Here is a 23995-nt window from a genome sequence, read left to right as displayed (position 1 = left end):
TTATGTCACTTATTCATCTTATATTTTTTAAATTTGTGCTTTGAAACGATGTTAATCACTAACACCCATTGTATGAAAGCACTCTATACACCTCTCCTCCTTGTATTAATCCTCACAGCTTGCACTTCTTCTCAAGAAAAAGCATCTACAGACTACACCCAATATGTCAATCCTTTCATTGGTACTGATTTCACTGGCAACACATATCCCGGGGCACAAGCTCCGTTTGGCATGGTTCAACTCAGCCCGGATAACGGACTTCCCGGATGGGACCGCATATCGGGGTACTTTTATCCGGATAGTACCATTGCCGGTTTCAGTCACACTCACTTATCAGGCACAGGTGCCGGTGATTTGTATGATATTTCTTTTATGCCTGTCACCCTGCCTTATAAAGAGGCAGAAGCCCCATTAGGAATACACTCTAAATTCTCTCATAACGATGAATCGGCAACAGCCGGCTATTATCAGGTATTATTAAAAGACTACAACATCAATGTAGAGCTTACTGCTACCGAACGTTGCGGTATTCAGCGTTATACCTTTCCCGAAGCCAAAGCCGCTATCTTCCTCAATCTGAAAAAAGCTATGAACTGGGACTCTACCAATGACACTCAAGTTGAAATTGTAGACTCTGTCACCATACAAGGTTATCGTTTTTCCGACGGATGGGCACGTGATCAGCATATTTATTTCTGTACACGTTTTTCAAAGCCTTTCACATCTGTACAAATAGACACTACTGCTATTATAAAAGATGGAAATCATATTGGAACAGCCACTATAGCCCGTTTTGACTTTGACACACAGAAAGGTGAACAAATCATCGTCAGTACAGCGATTTCCGGTGTAAGTGCGAAAGGAGCGGCTAAAAATTTATTATCAGAAGTGCCCGATGACAACTTTGACAAATACCGCAATCTTACCCACGATAACTGGAACAGGCAACTTTCTAAAATTGAGATAGTAAGTAATAGCACCGATGATAAAGTAAACTTCTATACAGCACTTTATCATTCGATGATCGCTCCTACTATTTACAGTGATGTAGACGGGACTTATTACGGCCCGGATAAAAAAACTCACAAGACCGACGGATGGGTAAATTACAGTACCTTTTCTCTATGGGACACTTTCCGCGCAGCACATCCTCTTTTTACCTATACCGAACCGGAACGTGCTAACGACATGGTAAAATCTTTCATTGCTTTCTACGAGCAAAACAAACGCTTACCGGTATGGAATTTCTATGGAAGTGAAACAGACATGATGATTGGTTATCATGCCGTGCCCGTTATCGTTGATGCTTATTTGAAAGGAATAACAGATGTGGACCCGGAAAAAGCGTTGGAGGCCTGTATAGCTACTGCCAACATTGACAATTATCGGGGTATCGGGGTATATAAAAAATTAGGTTATGTCCCCTATAATATTGCAGACAGCTACAATGCAGAAAACTGGTCTTTATCTAAAACACTGGAATATGCATATGATGACTACTGTATTGCCAAAATGGCAGAAAAGATGGGCAAAAAGGAGATCGCTGACGAATTCTACAAACGTTCTCTAAACTATAAAAACCTGTACAACCCTGCAACTTCTTTTATGCAACCTAAAGACGATAAAGGAAACTTTATCAAAAACTTCTCACCAGACGAATATACCCCGCATATCTGCGAGAGTAACGGATGGCAATACTTCTGGTCTGTACAACAGGATGTCGACGGACTTATCACCCTTACCGGTGGTAAAGAGCGTTTTGCTCAAAAGCTGGATAGCATGTTCACTTATCATCCTTCAGCAGATGATGAACTGCCTATATTCAGTACCGGTATGATCGGTCAGTATGCACATGGCAACGAGCCCAGCCATCACGTTATTTATCTGTATAATGCTGTAGAGCAGCCCTGGAAAACTCAACAATACGCAGCCAAAGTGATGCATGAGCTTTATCAGAACTCTCCTGCCGGACTTTGTGGAAACGAAGACTGTGGGCAAATGTCCGCCTGGTATGTGTTCAGTGCAATGGGATTCTATCCGGTAGATCCTGTTTCCGGAAAATACGAAATTGGTACTCCTCTTTTTCCGGAAATACAGATGCACCTGTCAAACGGTAATACATTTACAGTACTCGCTCCCACTGTCAGTAAAGAGAATATTTATATACAAGCTGCCAAACTTGACGGTAAACCTCATAATAAAAGTTACATCACCCACGAACAGATCATGGAAGGTGCAACTCTTGAATTTGAAATGGGTAATACCCCCGGTCCGGTATGGTATAAGTAACCTAAAAATACTATGAATGAAGGACGATTTTGATATCACTTACAAAGCTCTTTTTCGTAAGTACTATCCCAATCTGCTCTTCTACGCTACACGTCTGGTAGGTGAAGAGGAAGCAGAAGATGTAGTACAAGATGTCTTTGTAGAACTTTGGAAACGCAGAGATTCCATGGAGATAGGGGAACAAATACAAGCATTCCTCTATCGGGCTGTATATACCCGTTCGCTCAATGTATTAAAGCATCGAAACATTGAAAGCGGATATATTGCAATAGTAGAAGAAATTAACCAGAAACGTGTTGAATTCTATCAACCGGATAATAACGAAGTAATCCGGCGAATAGAAGACCGTGAATTAAGAAAAGAAATTTATGATGCAATTAATGAACTCCCTGACAAATGCAAAGAGGTATTCAAGCTGAGCTATTTGCACGATATGAAAAACAGGGAAATAGCAGATGCAATGGGCGTCTCGCTACGTACAATAGAAGCACACATGTACAAAGCACTAAAATATCTACGCGGACGCCTGGATCATCTAATATTCTTATTCATCTTATTTTTTCTAAGATAAGTAAGTGTTTTTATTGATTGAGTTGTTCCTATTTATATAATGAAAGAAAAAATGAATAATCTCAGCGAAGAAGTAATAGCTAAGTTCCTAATGGGAAAATGTACCGAAGAGGAACTTATTCAGGTTAATCTCTGGATAAAAGAATCAGATGAGAATGCACGTAAGCTATTCCGGATGGAAGAAATATACCATCTGGGCCGAGAAAACCATGCTTCTGACAAAAGGAAGATGGATCTGGCTGAAAAGAAATTATATAAGAGACTGACCGAGGAAGAGAGAAAACAAAACAAGGTATTACGAATTCAGCACTGGATGAAATATGCAGCTATTATCACCCTTATCCTACTAACTGGTACGGGAGCAGGCTACTGGATTTACAACAGTGACCTGAACAGCAATCTGGTAATAGTTGCAGCATCCGATGGAAATGTAGAAGAAATACAACTACCGGATGGTACAAAAGTATGGCTGAATCAATCGGCCACATTAAAATATCCCCGGACATTCTCTGCAAAGGAACGAAATGTCTACCTGGAAGGTGAAGCTTACTTTGAAGTAACCAAGAATCGGGCAAAACCATTTATTGTACAAAGTGAAGCCATGAGAGTCAGAGTATTGGGAACCACTTTCAATTTCAAATGTAACAAAGCATGTACATCAGCCGAAGCAACATTGATTGAAGGTGAAATTGAAGTAAAAGGAAACAATGACGAAGGAATGGTTATTCTTTCTCCGGGACAGAAGGCCGAACTAAACAGAGCTACAAAACGGTTAATTGTAAAACAGGTAGACAGCAAACTGGATGCAGTATGGCATGACAATCTGATACCTTTTGAGAAAGCAGATATTTACGGCATTGTAAAAACGCTGGAACGTTTCTATGACGTAAAAATCATTCTGGCCCCCGATATAAAAATAGACAACACATACTCGGGTGTATTAAAAAGAAAAGACAGCATAGAGTCTGTCTTAAACTCATTAAAGAATTCAATTCCAATTGACTATAAGATTGTAGGGAACAATATATTTATATCAGCTCAAAGTAAATAGAAAAAAATCAATTATTATCTTTGCCCTAATTTTAATACACATCATAAAACACTAAATTCATAGTATTATGAAGAGACTTATTTTATTAATCTGTGCTATAAGTAGCACACTCTTTATTCAGGCAAAAGACTGGACACAATATGTCAATCCCCTGATGGGGACTCAGTCCAGCTATGAACTGTCAACCGGGAATACTTATCCTGCCATATCCCGGCCTTGGGGAATGAACTTCTGGACTCCTCAAACCGGTAAGATGGGTAACGGATGGCAGTACGTTTATACAGCCAATAAAATTCGTGGTTTCAAACAAACTCATCAACCCAGTCCATGGATTAACGACTATGGCCAGTTTTCTATCATGCCCGTTGTTGGCAAGCCGGAGTTTGATGAAGAAAAACGTGCCAGCTGGTTTTCACATAAGGGAGAAGTAGCCCGTCCGCACTATTATAAAGTATACCTTGCCGAACATGACGTTGTTACTGAGATGACTCCAACGGAGCGTGCGGTTCTTTTCCGCTTCACCTTCCCGGAGAATGAACACTCCTACATTGTTGTAGATGCTTTCGACAAAGGTTCATACATAAAAGTATTACCTGAACAAAACAAAGTTATTGGTTATACAACCCGTAACAGTGGCGGTGTTCCTCAGAATTTCAAAAATTATTTCGTTATCGAATTCGATAAACCTTTCACATACAAGGCTACCTTTGCCAATCAATCTCTAAACGAAAATGTACTTGAACAAACGGCAGACCACACAGGAGCTGTCATTGGTTTCAAAACCCAAAAAGGAGAAATTGTGCACGCCCGTATAGCTTCTTCATTTATCAGTCCGGAACAAGCGATGTTAAATCTGCAAGAGCTCGGTAACGACAGCTTCAATGCGCTTGTGCAAAAGGGTAAAGATGCCTGGAACGAAGTTTTGGGTAAAATAGAAGTGGAAGGTGGAGATCTCGACCAGTACCGCACATTCTATTCATGCCTCTATCGTTCACTTCTTTTCCCACGTAAATTCTACGAGTTGGATGCCAATGGTAATCCTGTTCACTACAGCCCATACAACGGTGAAGTACTACCGGGCTATATGTATACGGATACTGGATTTTGGGATACATTCCGTTGCCTGTTTCCTTTTCTTAATCTGATGTATCCATCCATGAATAAAGAGATGCAGGAAGGTCTCATCAACACATATAAAGAAAGCGGTTTCTTCCCCGAATGGGCAAGTCCGGGACACAGGGGTTGCATGATTGGAAACAATTCCGCTTCGGTACTTGTAGATGCATATATGAAAGGTGTAAAGGTAGATGATGTAAAAACGTTGTACGAGGGACTCATCCACGGTACCGAAAATGTTCATCCCCAAATATCATCCACAGGCCGCCTGGGACACGAATATTACAACAAACTGGGATATGTGCCCTACGATGTAAAGATCAATGAGAACACGGCCCGTACGCTGGAATATGCATACAATGACTGGTGTATTTACCAGCTTGCCAAAACACTAAACCGTCCTAAGAAGGAACAAAAGCTTTTTGCACAGCGTGCCATGAACTACCGTAACGTGTTCGACAAAGAATCCAATCTGATGCGCGGACGCAATGAAGACGGTCAGTTCCAATCTCCTTTCTCACCACTGAAATGGGGAGATGCATTCACCGAAGGCAATAGCTGGCACTACTCCTGGTCTGTATTTCATGATCCGCAAGGATTAATAGACCTTATGGGAGGTGAAACATCATTTGTCAATATGCTGGATTCCGTGTTTGCCGTTCCTCCCTTGTTTGATGAAAGCTATTATGGACAAGTGATTCACGAAATACGTGAAATGACAGTTATGAATATGGGTAACTATGCACACGGCAATCAACCCATTCAGCATATGATCTATCTATATAACTATGCCGGACAACCTTGGAAAGCCCAATACTGGTTGCGCCAGGTTATGAATCGCATGTACACTCCCGGTCCTGACGGTTATTGCGGAGATGAAGACAACGGACAGACATCGGCATGGTATGTGTTCTCTGCATTAGGCTTCTATCCTGTATGTCCCGGAACAGACGAATATGTACTTGGCGCACCGTTATTCAAGAAAGCAACTCTCCATCTGAAGAATGGCAACAATCTGGTAATTGATGCCCCTGACAACAATAATGATAATATATATATAGAATCACTCCTGTTTGATGGTACTGACTATACAAAGAATTACCTGAAACATGGAGATATACTCAAAGGTGGAGTCATAAAATGCAATATGGGCAGTCAACCCAATTTGCAAAGAGGTACGCAACCTGCTGATTTCCCTTACTCCTTCTCAAAAGAGAAAAAGAATTAATAACTCATCCGAACTAAAACTATCGGTCCACGTGTAATATCACAGCGATAGTTTCTATTCACTCCCTTTACTCTCAAACGTTTTATGACGCTTGCAGGTAAAGGGAGTGATTCGCATTATACCTTATTGTTGTTTCAATGCTTTGAGAATTTTGTTTCATCGTATTGAAACAACTTTCTCAACCTATTGAGAAAAGTTTCTCAACCTATTGAAACAAAATTCTCAGACTAATGAAACAGAATGAAACAATGCAAGACCAAACGTATCTCCCGTTAGGAAAAGCCATATTATATAAGTTCTGACAGCCGGAGACCCCATATCCGGACAAAAACAAAGTTTATTAAAAAAAACACAGATTTACAGTAAGTGTTATTTTCGTCATTATTGTTTCATATATAAACGGGGATAATAATACCTCTAAGGATTAAGATATAACAATTGTATAACCATTAAATTTTTTGTATGAAAAGCAATCATTCTTTTCGAAGCTCCAAATTATGCCGAGCTTTATTGATTCTTTTACTCATGGTAGTTCCGGTGCAATGGAGCATGGCTCAGTTGAACCTTAATACACCTCATACTACCTTAAAAAGCATTATTCAACAGATCCAGGCACAATCAAAGTTTCAGTTCTTTTATGACGATAAACTGTCTGATATTTCAGTAGAACCGTTGTCATTAAAAAACGCAGCTGTAGAAGATGTTTTGAACCTGGTACTGAAAGGGAAAAATATTACTTTCAAAATTGAAGACAATATTATCTATCTTTCTGAGAAAAAGGATCAGAACAACAAAGAACAACAAACCGGAAAAGAAAAACAGATCAGCGGACAGGTCGTTGACGAATCCGGTGAGCCACTGATCGGGGTGAATGTACTGGTAAAAGGAACCACAAACGGAGTAATTACAGATTTTGATGGAAATTACGCATTAGTAACCAATGAAGTAAACCCCGTTATCACATTTTCTTATATTGGATATAAGTCACAGGAGATCCCGTTCAAAGGACAGAATATAATCAACCTGACTCTACAAAGCGACACCCAGATTATTGATGAGGTAGTAGTGACCGCTTTGGGCATCAAACGTGAAAAAAAGATGCTTGGGTACGCCGTTCAAGACGTAAAAGGGGATGCGCTGACATCTACCGGAGATGCTCAGGTAGCCAATGCCCTGCAAGGGAAAGTAGCCGGATTATCTATCAACTCATCTACAACAGGTCTTGGCGGCTCTGCCAAAATCACCATCCGTGGTAACTCTTCTTTAGCAGACAACAACCAACCTCTCTGGATTGTAGATGGTGTACCTTTCACCGAAGAAAGTTATTCGGGTGCTTCAATGTATGGTGGAGTAGACCGTGGTAGCACTTCATTCGACATCAACCCTGAAGACATTGAATCCATTTCCGTATTAAAAGGACCAAATGCAGCAGCCCTCTATGGGTCGCGTGCCGGTAATGGTGTGATCCTGGTTACAACCAAAAAGGGAACAAGGAAAGACGGATTTGGTGTCAATTATTCCGGAACTTTCACATGGACGCAGGTTGCTGATGAGTTGGAACGCCAAAAGAAATACGGACAAGGAAATAATGGTGAATATTCACCTCAATCGATATATAGCTTCGGTTCTGAATTGGACGGAAGTTTAAAGACAGCATGGAACGGTGCAGAAATACCCTATTTGAACTATGGCAGTAAAATGAAAGACTACTTCAACACCGGTTTTTCACAAAACCACAGCGTAGCCATTGGAAACATGAAAGAGGATGCACACTTCCGTACCTCCTTCGGATATTCAAATGCGGATGGTATGTTCACCGGAGAATCTTTGCGCAAAATCAATATCGATCTGAATGCAGGTATGAAAATGAACAAATATCTGTCAATGGATGCCAAAGTTTCACTGTCAAACACGAAAGCAGAAAACCGTCCGACTTATGGTGCATACGGAGAAGTTTCGCAATTGCTCCTTGTACCCAATAACATACGCCTTTCTGACTTGTCACAATACTCAACCCCCGAAAAGTTTCATGTGAACTGGACTCCTCCTACCACTGAGTACCTGAATCCATATTACGTGAACAAACAGCGTCAGAATCAGGATGAACGCTGGCGCGCATTCGGTTTCTACAACCTGAAACTGAACTTTACAGATTGGTTGTATCTCTCTGCAAAATACGCATTTGACTATTATCGTACCCGCATTGTAGAATCGGATCTTTCCAACGGTACGAAATATAATACAATGCAGGAAATAGAAGAAGACCGCCTGACTCGCCAGGAAGAGAATCACTTTGAATCGAATGCAGAATTTCTGCTGATTGGAAACAATAAATTCGGTGAAAAATTCCAGCTTAATTACATGGCGGGTGCCAACTTTATGTACAGTGACCAGAATATATACGGTGGTGATGTAGAAAATATGACCTACAAGAACCAATGGTACTGGAACTTTGCCAATAATATCAACAACGTAACAGAAAACGGTTGGCGCAGAGCTACCAATTCTGTATTCGGTTCTGTACAGATGGCTTACAATGAGTATGTATCTCTGGATATTACAGCCCGTAATGACTGGTCATCAACATTGCCAAAGGATAATAATTCTTACTTCTATCCCTCCTTCAATCTGGGATTTGTTGCATCCGAATTTGTCCGTACACATTGGAATAAAATGCCCGAATGGATAACTTTCGCCAAAGTACGCCTTTCAGCAGCTAAGGTAGGTAAAGACGCTCCTCCATACGCAATTTATAACCGATGGGAAGGTGGATATCTGAAAGGACAGGCTACAAAACCGGAATTATCATCGACCAAGGCCAACAACAATCTGAGACCTGAAACATCCTGGTCTTACGAAGCCGGGTTAGATATGAAATTCTTAAATAATCGTTTAGGATTCGACTTTACCTATTATTATACCCGAACTACTGACCAGATTATGACGATTCCGGAAGCTGCTCCCTGGAAGCTCCGCTGGATCAATTCCGGATTAATCGTCAATAAAGGTGTCGAAGCCATGATCTATGCGACTCCTGTACAAACAAAAGATTTCACATTCAATCTGAACGTAAATCTTTCTCACAACACATCGACTGTAAAGGAACTGAATGAAAAGAAAAAGCATATCTATTTTGAAGGCGATCAATTCATGCCTGTATATGTGGGTGCAGTAGAAGGAGGCAAATTAGGCGATATCTATGCCAAGCGAATGTATAAAAGAGACGAAAACGGTCAGATAATAATGAAGAACGGAGTACCTGTATTTACAACAGATGAGCAGTACAGCCTCGACCATCCGATTGGTAACATACAGCCGGACTTACTAATGTCTGTAACTCCCAGCTTCACTTATAAAGGCTTCACCCTGTCGGCTTTATTCGACATGAAATTCGGAGGAGATGTGGTTTCCGTATCCGAAGCAATCGCTACCAGCCATGGTATTTCCAAACGTACGGAACAAAGAGGCGAACTACTATTGCCGGGAGTGAATGAAGATGGTACTGTCAACACACAAAGAATTGATGCCCAACTATTTTATCAGGCAGTAGGCGGACGTCAGCAGGCTGTTGCAGAAGAATTTGTTTATGATGCATCTTTCATTCGTCTGAAAGAAATTTCATTTGGATACTCTTTCCCAAGCCTACTTTTAAGAAAAACGCCTGTTTCCAGTCTGAGAGTATCATTCGTTGGACGAAATCTGGCATATCTGATGAAACATACCCCCGGAACAAGCCCGGAAGGTGGATATGACACAAGTATGTTCTCACAGGCACTTGATTTCTCGTCACTGCCCTACTCACGTACTTTTGGTTTCAGTATCAATGTTGGTTTCTAAAATTCTAAAAACAAATAGTTATGTTACAATATAAATCCAATTTAAAGAAGTTACTCATCGCTTCTATACTTTTCCCGGTATTAACAGGTTGTCACGACTTCTCTGACTTAAATCAGGATCTGTACAATCCTCCCTACGTGGAAGGACAAGAACAGCCAGACCCGGATCCCGAACCAGAACCGGAGGGAAAATATGCAGACTTAAATATTAACTATAAAATATCAGACGAAGATATCCAGCAGTTAAAAGAAGGACAGGCCAATGCAGGAACAATTTTCAGCTCATTGACCTATGAGGGTTGCTACAACGACTATCAGATCACAACCAACCTGACACATGATATGTACAGCGGATACATAGCCAACAATAATCCTAACTTCAGGTTTAACTCACCAAACTATGCTTATACAGATGGCTGGTCGGCAAAACGTTGGGATCATTTTTATGCGGACAGAACCGTACGTGAATACTCTCATCTACTGAAAACTTTTAAATTCGTAGACTACGAAAAATATAAAAACGCATTTTATATTACACGTATATACTGGGCGTTTCTGGCATCTATGCAAACTGATACCTATGGAGATATTCCTTTGTCGGCCTATGTACAGGCCAAAGTGGTAGAAGGAGATGTCCCCTATGATACTCAGGAAAAAGCATACGATATTATATTCCGTTTATTGGAACAGGCAGTAGACAGTATTGTACCCAATGCGTGTGCATTCAAATTCAACCCAGCCGACGATAAATGTTATAGCGGGGACGAAGAAAAATGGCTACGTTTTGCCAATACCCTACGTTTACGCCTGGCACTCCGTATCTCTAACGTAGATCCCGAAAGAGCCCGTCAGGAAGGAGAAGCTGCCATGAGCAACTCATGGGGATTGATGCAAAGTGATGCCGACAATATGCGCACTGTTCCACGCCATGCACCGGTTGAACAAGGAGGAATCAATGACGGTGGTCAGGAGAATGTTCTGGCAATGTGCAGTTTTGCATACAATGGAGATTGTGTTTTGGCTAAAGATCTGGAACTGGGATACAAAGAACAAAGTTCCGGAGGTACCAAATATGTTATCATTGATATGGCAACCGGTCCGCAGGAAAAGGTAATAGATCCACGTTGTGCAATATCATGGTGGAGACCAACACCCCTGGATGAACTGAAGAACAATATGGAACGGCCTTTTGATGACTTCACAGGATGTGAAATCGGAAGCTATAATATCAGCCATACAGAAACCGTAGCAAAATACAGTGTTACCCGTACAGATATAAAGAACTCAAAAGTACTTGATCCTCTGAAATGGTTCAGTTATGCACGTGAATCAGTGTGGTTGAGCTATGCCGAACAACAATTCCTGTTGGCAGAAGCCTCCCTGAGAAACTGGTCGGGTGCCGGCAAATCACCTCAACAGTATTTTGAAGACGGCATACGGGCATCTATGAATTATTACAAAATATCATCTGCCGATACAGAAAGTTATATTAATGGTCTTAAAATTTACGGAAGCGATGTAGAGAACCCATTTACGACCAACAACAAAGAAGGTATGCTGGAGCAGATTATCACTCAAAAATGGTTAGCAGTTTTCCCTAATGGCAATGAAGGATGGGCAGAGTTTCGCAGAACAGACTACCCACGTCTTAGAAACATTCTGAACAACAACTCCGAAGATGTACCTACCGGGAAGTTTATAAAGAGAGTCCTATATCCATATAGTGAAAAAGACAATCCCAATAAGCCGGAAAGTAAAAATAAGCAATCGACACGGGTATGGTGGGATATTGCCGATACTAACAACGACAGAGGGGAAAGAATGACTCCCAATAACTTTCGCTAATAAATAAAAAAAGTCCTGCTTTGCTATTAGGTAAGGCAAAGCAGGAAACAAATAATCAATACCTATTATTAATTTCTTAATTTAAGTATTATGAGCACCAAAAGATTACTCTCTGCATTAATCATGCTATTTGCAGTATTTTGTGTAGCCGTGGCACAACAACCGTATGGTGGATGTTGGCATCCGGATAATATTAAAGACTGGTCACCGGAAAAAGATCCGGATGCCAAGTTCAACCGCAGCACAGTACCTTTGCAACCACGATTCCTCGATGCCTCCATCAAAGCAAATGCCAACCAGCATACAGAAGGAAAAGTTGCAGCTTGTCTGACAATGAATCCGATGTGTAGCCAGACTCCGTCACAGGGAGCCGATAACTTCATTGGTTATAACCCAACTTATTGGCAATACATGGACCTGCTTATCTGGTGGGGTGGTTCTGCAGGTGAAGGTATCATCATTCCTCCATCAGCACCTGTTACTGACATAGCACACTTAAATGGTGTCAAAGTGTTGGGACAGTTATTCTTCCCTCCCGGAGCATTCGGAGGACAAGTTGAATGGGTAAAACAAATGTTAACTAACGAAGGTGGCACATATCCATACGCTAAGAAGATGTATGAAATTGCTGCTTACTATGGTTTCGATGGTTGGTTTGTCAATGAAGAAACCGGCGGCGGTAGTTCTTCTGAGTGGACTGCATGGGTTGATTACTTCAATCAATGTGCCCAGGAAGGCGGTCATCCGGAAATGGAAATTCAATGGTATGACTGTGGAACTTCAATCGGAGGCTATGGAGATATGATGAAATTACATAATACATCTTATTTCTTGAATTACGGTAGCCCTTCAAGCAGCAACATATCTTCACAGATGGCAGCTATGGAAGGATTAGGTTTCTCTAAAGAAGAGTGTTTCAGCAAACTGTATTTTGGTATTGAAGTAGCACAAGGTGGTATGAACGGAAATGCCAGTTATTTCAAGAATCTTTTCCCGGCAGATAAACATAATGGTTCCATAGACCTTTTCAATCCGGAAGAGCCTATCTGGAAAGAAGTCGTAAAAGATTATCTGGGAACAGCAGATGCTTGCGGTACAAAAGCATATACGGCTATGAATAAAGTATTCAGCAATGAATCTCGCTACTGGACCAATGAGCAACATGACCCCTCCAATACAGCCGCACGTGATGGTGGTTACTTCCCGGGATTTGCAAATGCACTTATCGAACGTTCTACTATTCAGAATTTACCGTTCATAACTTCATTCAGTGCCGGTTTAGGAAAACACCGCTTCGTTAACGGAGAGAAAAAAGGAACACAAGACTGGTACCATCGGGGTATGCAGGATATCATGCCAACATGGAGATGGTGGGTAGACGTAGCAGCTGATCGTAAAAACGACCTTGCTTTTTCACTGAACTGGGATGATGCCTACAATATGGGAACAAGTATCAATGTTAAAGGTACCTTAGCTGCCAATGTTGATTACCTGACCCGCCTGTATAAGACAAAATTATCAATATCCAATGGCGATAAATTGCAGCTCGTATTCAAAGGCGCAACGGCCTCAACGATACAAGTAAAACTTGGGGTTGCAGAAAACAACAACGAATTTACTACATTCAACTTAGGATCAGCCACAACATCCAACGGTTGGAATGTGGCTACAGTAGACCTTTCGTCACTGGCAGGAAAGACTGTTTCAGTTATCGCATTGAACTTTAAATCTGCTACCCAACAAGCTTACGAACTGACATTAGGACAATTAGGTATCTTGCCAGCAAACTATGCACCGGCTTCAACCCAAATATCCAATCTTACTATATTGAATGAACTGACACAAGATGGTGGTGACATTCGTGCCGTATGGGATGCCTCAACTTCTAAAGATGTACACCATTACAATGTATACATGACTCGTAACGGAGAGAAGAAGTTGGTTGGTCAAACTCGTAACGAAGGATTCTATATTTCTAAGTTTGCACGCACTTCCATCGAAGAAAAAAGTGTTACAGTAGCAGTAACAGCTGTAACGAATGACCTTAAAGAAGGCAATGAAATAACTACAATTGTTGAGTATCCTGCTCTGGATAAGCCGGTAGTAAGCCTGAAGGCAAGCAAAACATTGTTAAACGCGGGCGAAGAGATTACAATTACAGCCAATGCCACTAACTTCCCGGAATCTTACCAATGGACTATTCCTGAAAACACAGAAAAAGTATCTCAGGAAGATAATACGCTAACACTGAAATTTAATAAAGAAGGCATATACAACATCACTGTAGCAGTCAGCAATAGTGAAGGAACAACCGAGAAAACCGTTCAGAATCTGATTGAAGTGTCAGACGCCAAAGCGGGAGCATTAAGTATTATTTCGGTTGGCAAAACAATTCATTCTGCCAGCGGTTCGCTTCCTCCGGAAGATCCTACAAACTTGATTGACGGAGTAGAAGTACCTGGTAGTACCAGAGATAAATGGTGTATTGGTGGCAAGAAAGAACATTGGGTAATTATCGACCTTGAAAAGTCCTACCAGATTTACCGTTTCCGTATATTCGACTGTGGACATAAAGAAAATTATTCTGACAACTTCAAGAACTTCAGGATTTGGGTAAGTAATGATGCTGAAACATGGACCGAACCGGTAGTAGACGAAAAGGGACGTCCTGAGAACACTAAAGATGATTACATTGCACCAATAGTAGGGCGTTATGTAAAATTCATGCCTTACGATGAGGATGCCCCAATCACAATACGTATATGGGAATTCGAAGTATTCGGTCTTGAAGGTGGTCCGCTCTTCTCTTTGCCGGCAGATAAGACAATAGATATCAATACCACTGAAGATATAGAGATAAAATATGATTTGAACGGAGACGAAGAAACAGATAACTTTGGCGTAAAAGTATCCTCAGACAACGAAGATATTGCAGCTATAAGCGACTTCAATATAAACAAAGCAACTCAGACAGTTACCTTTAAACTTACTGCCAAGAAAATGGGTGCAACAAACCTCTCTGTGAAAATGACAAATGGTGAATGGGAAAACGAAAAGATATGCAAAGTTGAAGTAGAGGATCCGGCATATACCAATGTATTATCCGGAAAAACAGCTTCGGCATCATACTGGTATTACGGTTCAACCTGGCAAAGTGCAGATACACCAGTATTAACAGACAATGATCTTTCAACAACATGGGATGCTTTGTGTTACACAAGTGGCGAGAATGTAATTATCACATTTGACTGTGGTGAAATATATAACTTCGCAAAAGTAGCCTTTAAAGCACAGCAGATAGCCTCAGCTATAAAAGTGTATATTGGAATCAAGAACTCGGATGATTCTTATGAATTAGCTGCAAACTACACTCCTACCAGTGAGGTTTCAAGTGTAATGACAAACGATATGTTCGGAAGATATCTGAAATTGGTTGTAACCGCACCAGCGTATGCTTACTTCAAAGTAGCAGAAATAGAAGCTTATGGCAAGTTGTATGAAGGTGAATTACCGGAAGAACCTATCTTTGCATCCATCAATATAAATTCTGGTTTCAATGTAGACGTAGTGGCAGAAGCAACTCCTGTATCCGGTCTGTTCAGCGATGGACTCGATGATCAGGGATGGATTCTCTACGGAGCAAACGTACAGGACGAAGGCTCATTACCCGCTAATGGTGCCGTTACATCTAAAAATGGTATTGAATACCAGCTGGCAGATTATACACAAAATAATGCAACACTCTTAAAAGAAGCAAATAGTGCAACATTAGAGTTTGAAACGGAACAAAGAGCCAACAGTCTTTACTTCTTGGGTATTAGTGCCAATGGTACATCTACAGTATCAGTGACAGCGAACTACACAGACGGTACATCGGCATCAGCAGGTAGTATTACTATCGGTGACTGGTTCGGAAGTAATGAATCTACAGTGGGTGTTTATGGTTTGGGACGTGTTGGTACAGGTATTACATCGGAAGCAACTGCCGATAAGATTGATACCCGTTATCAGTTCCGTTTATTCGAATGTCCGGTTCAGGTAGATCCTACTAAGAAAGTTCAATCAGTAACATTAAATAAAGTAAGCGGAGGATATCCTGCAATTTTCGCTATTGCTAAAAAGGAGATACCAGTAGGTACAGGTGTTGAAAACAACACCGAATCGGGCAAAAATGGTTTGAACATTTATCCGACTCCTGTACGTAATGGAGAAACTTTATATGTTGAATCTGCTGATGCAAGATCAATTCAATTAGTAACCATGCAAGGTGCAGTATTGTTGCAGAAACAAGCAACAGAAAATGTAACAGAACTCCCGATAAACGGAATTGCACAGGGTATTTACCTATTGATAGTAACTGGCAATGATGGTAGCCAAACAGCTAAAGTGGTCGTCAAATAACCTTGATTGATTCTTTAAAAAAAATCATTTTTAGTAAAGAGACTGTTTCATGCGTTGAAGCAGTCTCTTTTGATTTCTCCTTGCTACTTTATTCTTATTTTTGATAGTTTAAACATAATATATCATTCACTATGAAAATACTTTATGCCATCGTATCTGTCACATGTTTTATTTTTAGCGCATGTACACCCTCTTGCTCTTCTGATGTTTCTTCACCGGATGGAAAGATCAGGTTATGATTCAGTCTGACTAATGACAAACAAATGACCTATCAGGTTACTGTTAATGACACTCTGGAAATTATCATGGCTAAAGGAGGAGGACAGGCCATAACATTTATACCTGCTTTATAAATTCAACCTGTAAAATAAGTAGTATTTCAAATTTAGTTCATACTATGTGACAGCGTTTTATTGAAACGCAAATGATCACAGATTTTCGCAGATTAAATGGCTGCGCTATACTTGAGAGATGATATGCTTTGCGTGGATCTGCGATAATCTGCGTTTCAATAATAGTATCATATAATTTTGAACGATTACTTATAAAAAAAATTCTCTTATAAGTCTTCGAGATATATTTTATATCCCCTATACACTCTGGTACCTACCGGACATTCCACAGTACATTGAGATGTCACATCTTCATACAATTGCAAAGCATTCGTATCAGTACTACGTGTTTCCGGTTCTTCCCTTATAGATGTCGTAAATTGATATTCCTTATCATCAAATATAAAAGAGAAGCCCATTTTTTCTTTGTCATTCACCATTATCAATTTCCAGCTATAGCTACCGATAGCGGGAGTTTCTTTAAAATTTTCATGATAAACACGAAGTAGCCCTTCATCCCTCCATGTTTCAAATTTCCCAGACACCAATTCAAAGCCACCATTAATTGCAACCGGAAAAGTCTCTTTCATTCCATCGGCTATTTCAACTTTTTTTTCATCCGTCACCTCTCCATTGACAATGATTCCTTGAGCATTCACTACCATCCTCTTTCCATACTCTCTGACTTTAACTTTCAGTACAGCAGTCTTACCATCGCCATCAGAAATGATTATCGTTGCTTCACCCAATGTTTTAGGAGTAATTTGTAATCTCTTGTACTTCTCAGAAACAGTCATTACAACAGCAACAACTGCTTCATTCGTATTACCGGCTATTGAATAATCTCCGTTCCCACCATCAATGCCAATAATTTCCCCCTCAGGTTTTATTGGATAAAGACTTACAGAAGAAATCAAATTAGCACATGTTCCAGTCTGATATATAGGAGCATCACCTGTAAAAAAAACAATATCACGTTTATCATCACTACACGAAGCTATACTCAAGCCCAACATAGCTAACAATAGAATAGTATAAATGTATTTCATCTTTATATAAAGAGTTTAGTTAGTCATTAACAGCTAAACGTACTTTCTGGGCACGTTGTACTAATTTTATAGCAGGATAATCTGCTCTATACCGGTCAGTAACATCTTCCACCAAATAAAATGGAATCCGGTTTTCTGTGCGGGTGACCTCTTGAGACCCGGTTTTACTATACATTACCATATAATGAATGTTTTTCCCACCAAAAGTCAAATCATAATATTCATGATCACACGTAAAAGTACCTTCTTCCATCTTTCCATCCGGTGTACAGACTGTCAGTTTTCCTTTTTTCTTTTCTGAATAAGTTAAACGATAATAACCACCCTTTCTCAGAAAAACATCATCATAAAGATGCTCGACAATAAGCAAACTATCTTCCTTACTCACCCCTTCTATATGATTCAGCTCTCCACTCCATACATCCAATGTACGTACCGAAGTTCCTACAGTGACGGGAATATATATTTTATCACCTTTCTCACTGGATACAGTCACAACCGCCTTCCCTTGTTTTAAAGGATATACTGATAAATAAGAGTAAGATGCGCCTTCCGGAATTACCTTTTCTGCCTTAACAACAGCCTCATCACTGGAAACTACTGTCCAATCGCCACCGTCCTTTACTTCTAAAGCTTCAAGACTAAGAATTCCCAAATCCAGACTTGCACAAGGTTGATAACCGGAAATCACTTGTCCGCCCAATGGCCGAAGAACCTGAAACTTCTCATCATCCTGACAAGAGACCAAAAGGAGGGAACAGAGAAAGAGTAATAGTTTTGTCTTCATAAAAGTTATAGTTTTAGTTATTTACAAACAAAAGTAATTGTTTCGTCTGTAAATCGTACAATCAAACAATTTGTTCTTTCGGGTAATTAACTAAATACAACGTTTGGGTGGCACGCGTAAAAGCAGTGTAAAGCCAACGAAAATAATCAGGTGTCAAATACTCATCCGTCATATATCCCTGATCTAAAAACACATTCTGCCATTGCCCACCCTGCGCTTTATGACAAGTAATTGCATAAGCATACTTCACCTGCAAAGCATTATAATGTGGATCCATCTTCATTTTCTTCATACGGTCACGTTTGACAGGAATATCCGCGTAATCTTCAAGAACACTGTAGAATAAACGGTCATTCTCTGTTTTCGGTAAAGCCGGAGCATCCGAATGGAGGGTATCCAACAACAAATTTGCTTCCAGCTCAAAATCCTCATGGTCCGGAAAGGTCAACACGACTTCTGCAAAACGAAAATCATACAATTCGCGCGTACGACGTACACGACGAACAACAGCAATCTCTCCATTTGCTATAAAATCCATTTCCTTACTTTTTTCCGTCCAATAATAGTTATTCCTGGCTATCATAAGCATATCACCGGTATTCAACTCATCCTCCCGATACAATATCTGTGCCCTTATACCTTTATTATATATATTAGCCCGTTTATTGGAACGGCAAACGACAATCGTTTCATCCATACCATCCCGTTCATAACAAGCAGTAAGCGTATCGATCAGCTCTCCCCCCGGAACCGTCCTTATATCAGCAAAACCCGAAATCCGGATTTTAGGAAGAGAATTACATTCATCTTTCGCTATTAATTCACGGAGACGGGTGGCATTCCATAAAATACCAGAATCCTGTACCTGTCTCACTACTTGTGTCAAATCCACCTCTCGCACTTCAAGGCCATATCCTTTCAATGCATTTGTGAAAAGTGCCGGACTTTGCTCTTCTCCTACAGGAGGAAGCTGGGCCGTATCTCCCATCAATAACAAACGACAACCTGTACCAGAGTAAACAAACTGTATCAGGTCGTCCAGTAAACGTCCTGTACCAAACATAGCTCCTGACAACCCTTCATTAGAAATCATAGAAGCCTCATCTACTATAAATAAAGTATGTGTAGCAAGATTGTCATTCACAGAGAAATTACTTATTTCATTCGAAAAAGACTGTTGCCTGTATATCTTTTTATGAATTGTAAACGCAGGGTGTCCTGCATAAGCAGAAAATACTTTAGCAGCTCGTCCTGTAGGAGCCAATAAAACTGATTTTTGCTGTAACTTATCCATTGTTCTCACCAATGCTCCCACCAATGAAGTTTTACCAGTTCCGGCATACCCACGAAGTACAAACACGGCATCATTGGTCTGAGAAAGCAGAAACTCTGAAAGAGATTTTACAGCTATTTCTTGTTCAAAAGTTGGTTCATAAGGAAAATTTTCCTTAATTTGCCTTTCTAAATAGTTATTTATCATTTTTGTACGAGAAAAAAGTTCCCGGAACTATAGAATTTAGATTTATTTATTTTAATTTTGCGATGCGAATATAACAACTAAAAAACATATTTATCATGAAAACAGTATTTAATATCGTATTAGGTCTGTGTGCGCTTGCTTTGATCTATATCTGCTATTCGAGCATCATGGGGCCTATCAACTTTGAAGAAGCTAAGAAGCAAAGAGATCAGGCAGTTATTGCACGCTTGATCGACATTCGTAAAGCACAGATGGAATTTCGTAATCTAAACAAAGGTCAGTATACTGCCAGCTTTGATACATTGATTGACTTTGTAAAGAACAAGAAACTTCCTTTCCTTTATAAAGTTGGTGAGTTGACAGATAAGCAGTTAGACGATGGTATGACAGAGAAAAAAGCAATGGCTATCATCAACAAAGCTAAGAAAACAGGTAATTACAGCGAAGTTGAAAAGATGGGGCTTACAAACTTTAAGCGTGATACAATGTGGGTAGCCGTATTGGATACAATCTATCCGAGAGGTTTCAACGCTGATTCAATGAGATACATTCCTTTTGGAAATGGCGCTCAGTTTGAAATGGCGATCAAGAATGATACAGCTAAATCAGGTGCTCCGATCTTTATGTTTGAAGTAAAGGCTCCATACGATACTTATCTGAATGGTCTTGACAGACAAGAAATTGCTAACTTGAAAGATCTTCAGACTAAGTTAGGTAAATACTGTGGTTTAATGGTAGGTTCTATTGAAAGTCCTAATAACGGTGCCGGAAACTGGGAATAATAAAATAGACTATAGTAAATCGGAACAATATACATTATCCATCCGTCTGAGTACGGATGGATTTTCTTTTTCTATCTATAATCCGATTTACGAAAGTTCACTCTCTTTTTTTGAAAAGGAGATCACCCCTTCATTGTCTCTCACAGCGAATCTAAAGCAAGTCTTTCGTGAAACGGAGTTATTAACCCTACCTTACAAACGGATTAATATCCTGATGGCAGGCAATCGTTTTACTCCTGTTCCTTCAGAGCTTTTCGACAACGAACAAATAGAAACACTGTTTTATCACAATCACCCTAAAAAGGAAAATGAAACAGTGCTCTATAATGTTTTACCAAGAAATAATATAACAATTATTTTCGGAATGGATAAAAGTGCTTTTCTATTCCTTAAAGAGCAATATCCCGAAGCACGATTTTATTCACAAGCCAGTCCATTGAGTGAGTACTTTTCAACCAAAAGCCGGTTGGGCAATAGTAAAAAAATGTATGTATCCTTGCGTAAAGATGCTATTGATTTGTTTTGTTATGAACGTGGACATCTGCTACTGGTTAACTCCTTTGAATGTAAACGTACTTCCGATCGCATTTATTATTTACTTTATGCCTGGAAACAGCTGGATTTTAATCAGGAACGGGATGAACTTCATCTTACCGGTATTCTGGCAGATAAAGAAATACTAATAAAAGAATTACGAAAATACATTCTTCAGACATTCATAATGAGTCCTGAAACTAATATTGATATGCAAGCCCTATTAACATGCGAGTAATCAGCGGAATATATAAAAGAAGAAGATTTGACGTACCACGTACGTTCAAGGCACGCCCCACAACAGACTTTGCTAAAGAGAATTTATTCAATGTACTATCCAATTACATTGATTTTGAAGAAGGAATAACTGCTCTTGACTTGTTTGCCGGAACAGGCAGTATCAGTATAGAATTAGTATCACGGGGATGTGACCGGGTGATCAGTATAGAGAAGGATCGTGATCATCATTCCTTTATCTGCAAAATAATGCAAGAAGTGCAGACAGATAAATGTATCCCCATCCGTGGTGACGTATTTAAATTCATCAACGGAGCACGAGAACAGTTTGATTTTATCTTCGCCGACCCCCCTTATGATTTGAAAGAGCTGGAAACCATACCCGAATTGATATTTAAAAATAATCTTCTGAAAGAAGGAGGGTTATTTGTATTGGAACATGGTAAACAGAACAACTTTGAGGATAATCCGCATTTTATAGAAAGAAGAGTATACGGAAGCGTAAACTTCTCTTTTTTCAGATAAAAGCAAAATAAAGTTTTAAGGCGGTAAGGTTATACAGTAAAAAGAAGGTTTGTACGACAAATGCATAGTTGTCAAAAAAGTAATTACACGTTTTTTAAAGAATACATGTAAGATTAGGACAGGGACACTTAATCCGATGTAACATCTTGATTTATAGCGAATATAATCCTATACTTTAATGATCGGTAAGACTGTACACTTATCCGAGTGTTAATTGTACACTTTTGTCATACAAGAGTGTACAATCTTGACATACTAAAGTGTACACTCTTGCAAAACAGCCCTCTAATGGTTAAAAAGACAATTAACAATATTAACAAACGATACATTTGTCGGATGAGCCTAAAAGAAGAGACAGTGTATATTAAAGTAAGGGAGCAAGCAATCGCACTACTGACTCTAATGCTTTCTGAGGCCAAGGACGTTTCACCCAGTTTTTAAGGAATACCTGAGTACTTTCTCTTTGATCAGTCATGAATATCTCCTTCATCTGTAAAGCAGTCTCCATATCATACATAAAAGCATTTACCTCAAAATTATGTTCAAAACTACGAAAATCCAGATTGGTAGATCCAACCGTAGAAAGCATATCATCTGACACCATTAATTTAGAATGTAAAAAACCTTTTTTATAGAAGTAGACTTTTACTCCCGCCTGAAGCACATCTGCCAAATAAGAGCGAGATCCTAAATGGGTAATCCGGTTATCAGCATGCTCAGGTAACATCAAGCGGACATCTACGCCGGACAATGCAGCTGTTTGCATAGCTGCCAATATTTGCTCGGTAGGAAGAAAATACGGAGTCTGCATATAGAAATACCTTTTTGCACCCGAAATGGCCATCGTCAATCCTTGCATAATCTCTTTCCAAGGACCCACAGGCTCACTCGTCACAATCTGTACCAATGAGTCACCATATGAATCTATTTTCGGAAAATACCGGGAGGCAGTAATAAGCGTACGATCCACAAAATACCAATCGAGCAAAAAGGCACTTTGTAAGCCATGCACAGCTTTTCCCTGAAGCATTATGTGAGTATCCCGCCAGATTCCCCAGGACAATCCCCGCATATAACGCTCGGCCAAATTCATACCTCCGACAAAGCCGACCACACCGTCAATGACTACTATTTTCCGATGATTCCGATAGTTCACTCTGCTCGTAAATAACGGGAACCGTACTTTCAGGAAACTACGCACTTCAATACCAGCCTCTCTCATCACTTCAAAAAAAGTATGCGGTACATGCCAGCATCCCACATCATCATATATCACCCGTACTTCCACTCCGGCACGCGCCTTTTCTATCAGTACATCTCTCACCAAACGTCCGATTGAATCATCTTCAAAAATGTAATACTCCATATGAATGTGCCGCCGAGCCTTCTGCAACTCGCGCAACAGAGCCTGGAGTTTAGAATATCCGCCGGTAAATACCTCCACCCGGTTTCCTTCAAAAGGAAGAGCCTGATTGGTATGTTGAAACAATTTAATGAGACGATCATACTCAGCTGGTAATATAGAGGGATCCTGTGCCAGATATTCTGCCATCGGCTTTTTCAGAAGCCGTCCATAACTTTTCTTTCCAATGATACGTTCACGGCGTTGACTACGCCCGAAGAAGAAATAAAAAACCAGACCTACGATAGGAAGGAACATCAAGACCAATATCCAGGCCATAGTCTTTACCGGGTTACGATTGTCGAGTATTACAACAATAATCGTACCGATAATGGCTCCGAAATAAACAATATCGAAAGCCACTGTTGCTATTTGGCTGAATATAAGATTCCAATCAATCATAGTAGCAAATGTAGAGAAAAGGATTGGTATATCAAAGTATATGATTCATTAGATTAGATTCAACTAAGACTTCGGGAATGGAAGCTATAATCAAACAGATAAGAAGCCATAAAGGAACGATGTACGAGA

General features: G+C 40.0%; 14 protein-coding genes. 10 read left to right on the top strand and 4 right to left on the bottom strand.

Annotation, left to right across the window (positions count from 1 at the left end):
- Positions 1-72: 72 nt before the first annotated feature.
- The 7 genes from HCG69_RS13030 to HCG69_RS13000 all read left to right on the top strand — a co-directional run bounded on the left by HCG69_RS13030 (position 73) and on the right by HCG69_RS13000 (position 16336).
- Complete coding sequence (locus HCG69_RS13030) at positions 73-2289, top strand: GH92 family glycosyl hydrolase (protein WP_221650381.1); 2217 nt, start codon at positions 73-75, stop codon at positions 2287-2289.
- A 16-nt stretch (positions 2290-2305) separates the two neighbouring features.
- On the top strand, positions 2306-2860 hold the full coding sequence (locus HCG69_RS13025) for an RNA polymerase sigma-70 factor (RefSeq protein WP_002559281.1): 555 nt from the start codon (positions 2306-2308) through the stop codon (positions 2858-2860).
- A gap of 51 nt (positions 2861-2911) precedes the next feature.
- Positions 2912-3910: a FecR family protein gene (locus HCG69_RS13020; protein WP_221650380.1), complete on the top strand. Its 999-nt coding sequence runs from the start codon at positions 2912-2914 to the stop codon at positions 3908-3910.
- Between the two features lie 67 nt (positions 3911-3977).
- Entirely contained in the window at positions 3978-6254 is a 2277-nt protein-coding gene (locus HCG69_RS13015; protein WP_221650379.1) for a GH92 family glycosyl hydrolase, read from the top strand.
- A 462-nt stretch (positions 6255-6716) separates the two neighbouring features.
- Positions 6717-10091 (top strand): SusC/RagA family TonB-linked outer membrane protein, encoded by a 3375-nt coding sequence (locus HCG69_RS13010; RefSeq protein ID WP_221650378.1) that lies wholly within the window; start codon positions 6717-6719, stop codon positions 10089-10091.
- 20 nt (positions 10092-10111) lie between these two features.
- Positions 10112-11935 carry a SusD/RagB family nutrient-binding outer membrane lipoprotein gene (locus HCG69_RS13005; protein ID WP_221650377.1) on the top strand — a complete coding sequence of 608 codons (1824 nt, stop codon included), beginning with the start codon at positions 10112-10114 and terminating at the stop codon, positions 11933-11935.
- A 90-nt stretch (positions 11936-12025) separates the two neighbouring features.
- Positions 12026-16336 (top strand): discoidin domain-containing protein, encoded by a 4311-nt coding sequence (locus HCG69_RS13000; protein ID WP_221650376.1) that lies wholly within the window; start codon positions 12026-12028, stop codon positions 16334-16336.
- Between the two features lie 559 nt (positions 16337-16895).
- Here HCG69_RS13000 and HCG69_RS12995 read toward each other — a convergent pair.
- The 3 genes from HCG69_RS12995 to HCG69_RS12985 all read right to left on the bottom strand — a co-directional run bounded on the left by HCG69_RS12995 (position 16896) and on the right by HCG69_RS12985 (position 19984).
- Positions 16896-17717, bottom strand: coding sequence for a hypothetical protein (locus tag HCG69_RS12995; RefSeq protein WP_221650375.1), 822 nt, complete (start codon positions 17715-17717; stop codon positions 16896-16898).
- 19 nt (positions 17718-17736) lie between these two features.
- Positions 17737-18504: a hypothetical protein gene (locus HCG69_RS12990; protein WP_221650374.1), complete on the bottom strand. Its 768-nt coding sequence runs from the start codon at positions 18502-18504 to the stop codon at positions 17737-17739.
- Positions 18505-18565: 61 nt separating this feature from the next.
- On the bottom strand, positions 18566-19984 hold the full coding sequence (locus HCG69_RS12985; RefSeq protein WP_221650373.1) for an ATP-dependent RecD-like DNA helicase: 1419 nt from the start codon (positions 19982-19984) through the stop codon (positions 18566-18568).
- A 95-nt stretch (positions 19985-20079) separates the two neighbouring features.
- On the opposite strand from HCG69_RS12985, the gene HCG69_RS12980 reads away from it, so the two are divergent.
- Genes HCG69_RS12980 through HCG69_RS12970 form a run of 3 tightly spaced genes read left to right on the top strand, consistent with a single transcriptional unit; the run spans position 20080 to position 22062 of the window.
- Positions 20080-20766 (top strand): hypothetical protein, encoded by a 687-nt coding sequence (locus tag HCG69_RS12980; protein ID WP_221650372.1) that lies wholly within the window; start codon positions 20080-20082, stop codon positions 20764-20766.
- Positions 20729-21538: a DUF3822 family protein gene (locus HCG69_RS12975; RefSeq protein ID WP_255585918.1), complete on the top strand. Its 810-nt coding sequence runs from the start codon at positions 20729-20731 to the stop codon at positions 21536-21538. The genes HCG69_RS12980 and HCG69_RS12975 overlap by 38 nt, the downstream gene beginning before the upstream one ends.
- Entirely contained in the window at positions 21529-22062 is a 534-nt protein-coding gene (locus HCG69_RS12970; protein ID WP_221650371.1) for an RsmD family RNA methyltransferase, read from the top strand. The genes HCG69_RS12975 and HCG69_RS12970 overlap by 10 nt, the downstream gene beginning before the upstream one ends.
- Before the next feature lie 364 nt (positions 22063-22426).
- Here the strand turns inward: HCG69_RS12970 and cls are convergent, their stop codons facing one another.
- On the bottom strand, positions 22427-23866 hold the full coding sequence (cls, locus tag HCG69_RS12965) for a cardiolipin synthase (RefSeq protein WP_221650370.1): 1440 nt from the start codon (positions 23864-23866) through the stop codon (positions 22427-22429).
- Positions 23867-23995: the final 129 nt, after the last annotated feature.

The organism is Bacteroides sp. K03, assembly GCF_019734355.1.
Taxonomy (GTDB): domain Bacteria; phylum Bacteroidota; class Bacteroidia; order Bacteroidales; family Bacteroidaceae; genus Bacteroides; species Bacteroides nordii.
The sequence above is the reverse complement of the archived record's forward strand: the minus strand, read 5'-3'. Positions and strand labels throughout refer to the sequence as shown.

Excerpts from the sequence above, each read along its gene's own strand:
- HCG69_RS13030 (WP_221650381.1), top strand. The coding sequence starts at position 73 with ATGAAAGCACTCTATACACCTCTCCTCCTTGTATTAATCCTCACAGCT.
- HCG69_RS12995 (WP_221650375.1), bottom strand. The coding sequence starts at position 17,717 with ATGAAATACATTTATACTATTCTATTGTTAGCTATGTTGGGCTTGAGT.
- HCG69_RS12980 (WP_221650372.1), top strand. The coding sequence starts at position 20,080 with ATGAAAACAGTATTTAATATCGTATTAGGTCTGTGTGCGCTTGCTTTG.
- HCG69_RS12970 (WP_221650371.1), top strand. The coding sequence starts at position 21,529 with ATGCGAGTAATCAGCGGAATATATAAAAGAAGAAGATTTGACGTACCA.
- HCG69_RS13005 (WP_221650377.1), top strand. The coding sequence starts at position 10,112 with ATGTTACAATATAAATCCAATTTAAAGAAGTTACTCATCGCTTCTATA.
- cls (WP_221650370.1), bottom strand. The coding sequence starts at position 23,866 with ATGATTGATTGGAATCTTATATTCAGCCAAATAGCAACAGTGGCTTTC.
- HCG69_RS13025 (WP_002559281.1), top strand. The coding sequence starts at position 2,306 with ATGAAGGACGATTTTGATATCACTTACAAAGCTCTTTTTCGTAAGTAC.
- HCG69_RS13020 (WP_221650380.1), top strand. The coding sequence starts at position 2,912 with ATGAATAATCTCAGCGAAGAAGTAATAGCTAAGTTCCTAATGGGAAAA.
- HCG69_RS13015 (WP_221650379.1), top strand. The coding sequence starts at position 3,978 with ATGAAGAGACTTATTTTATTAATCTGTGCTATAAGTAGCACACTCTTT.
- HCG69_RS13010 (WP_221650378.1), top strand. The coding sequence starts at position 6,717 with ATGAAAAGCAATCATTCTTTTCGAAGCTCCAAATTATGCCGAGCTTTA.
- HCG69_RS12985 (WP_221650373.1), bottom strand. The coding sequence starts at position 19,984 with ATGATAAATAACTATTTAGAAAGGCAAATTAAGGAAAATTTTCCTTAT.
- HCG69_RS12990 (WP_221650374.1), bottom strand. The coding sequence starts at position 18,504 with ATGAAGACAAAACTATTACTCTTTCTCTGTTCCCTCCTTTTGGTCTCT.
- HCG69_RS13000 (WP_221650376.1), top strand. The coding sequence starts at position 12,026 with ATGAGCACCAAAAGATTACTCTCTGCATTAATCATGCTATTTGCAGTA.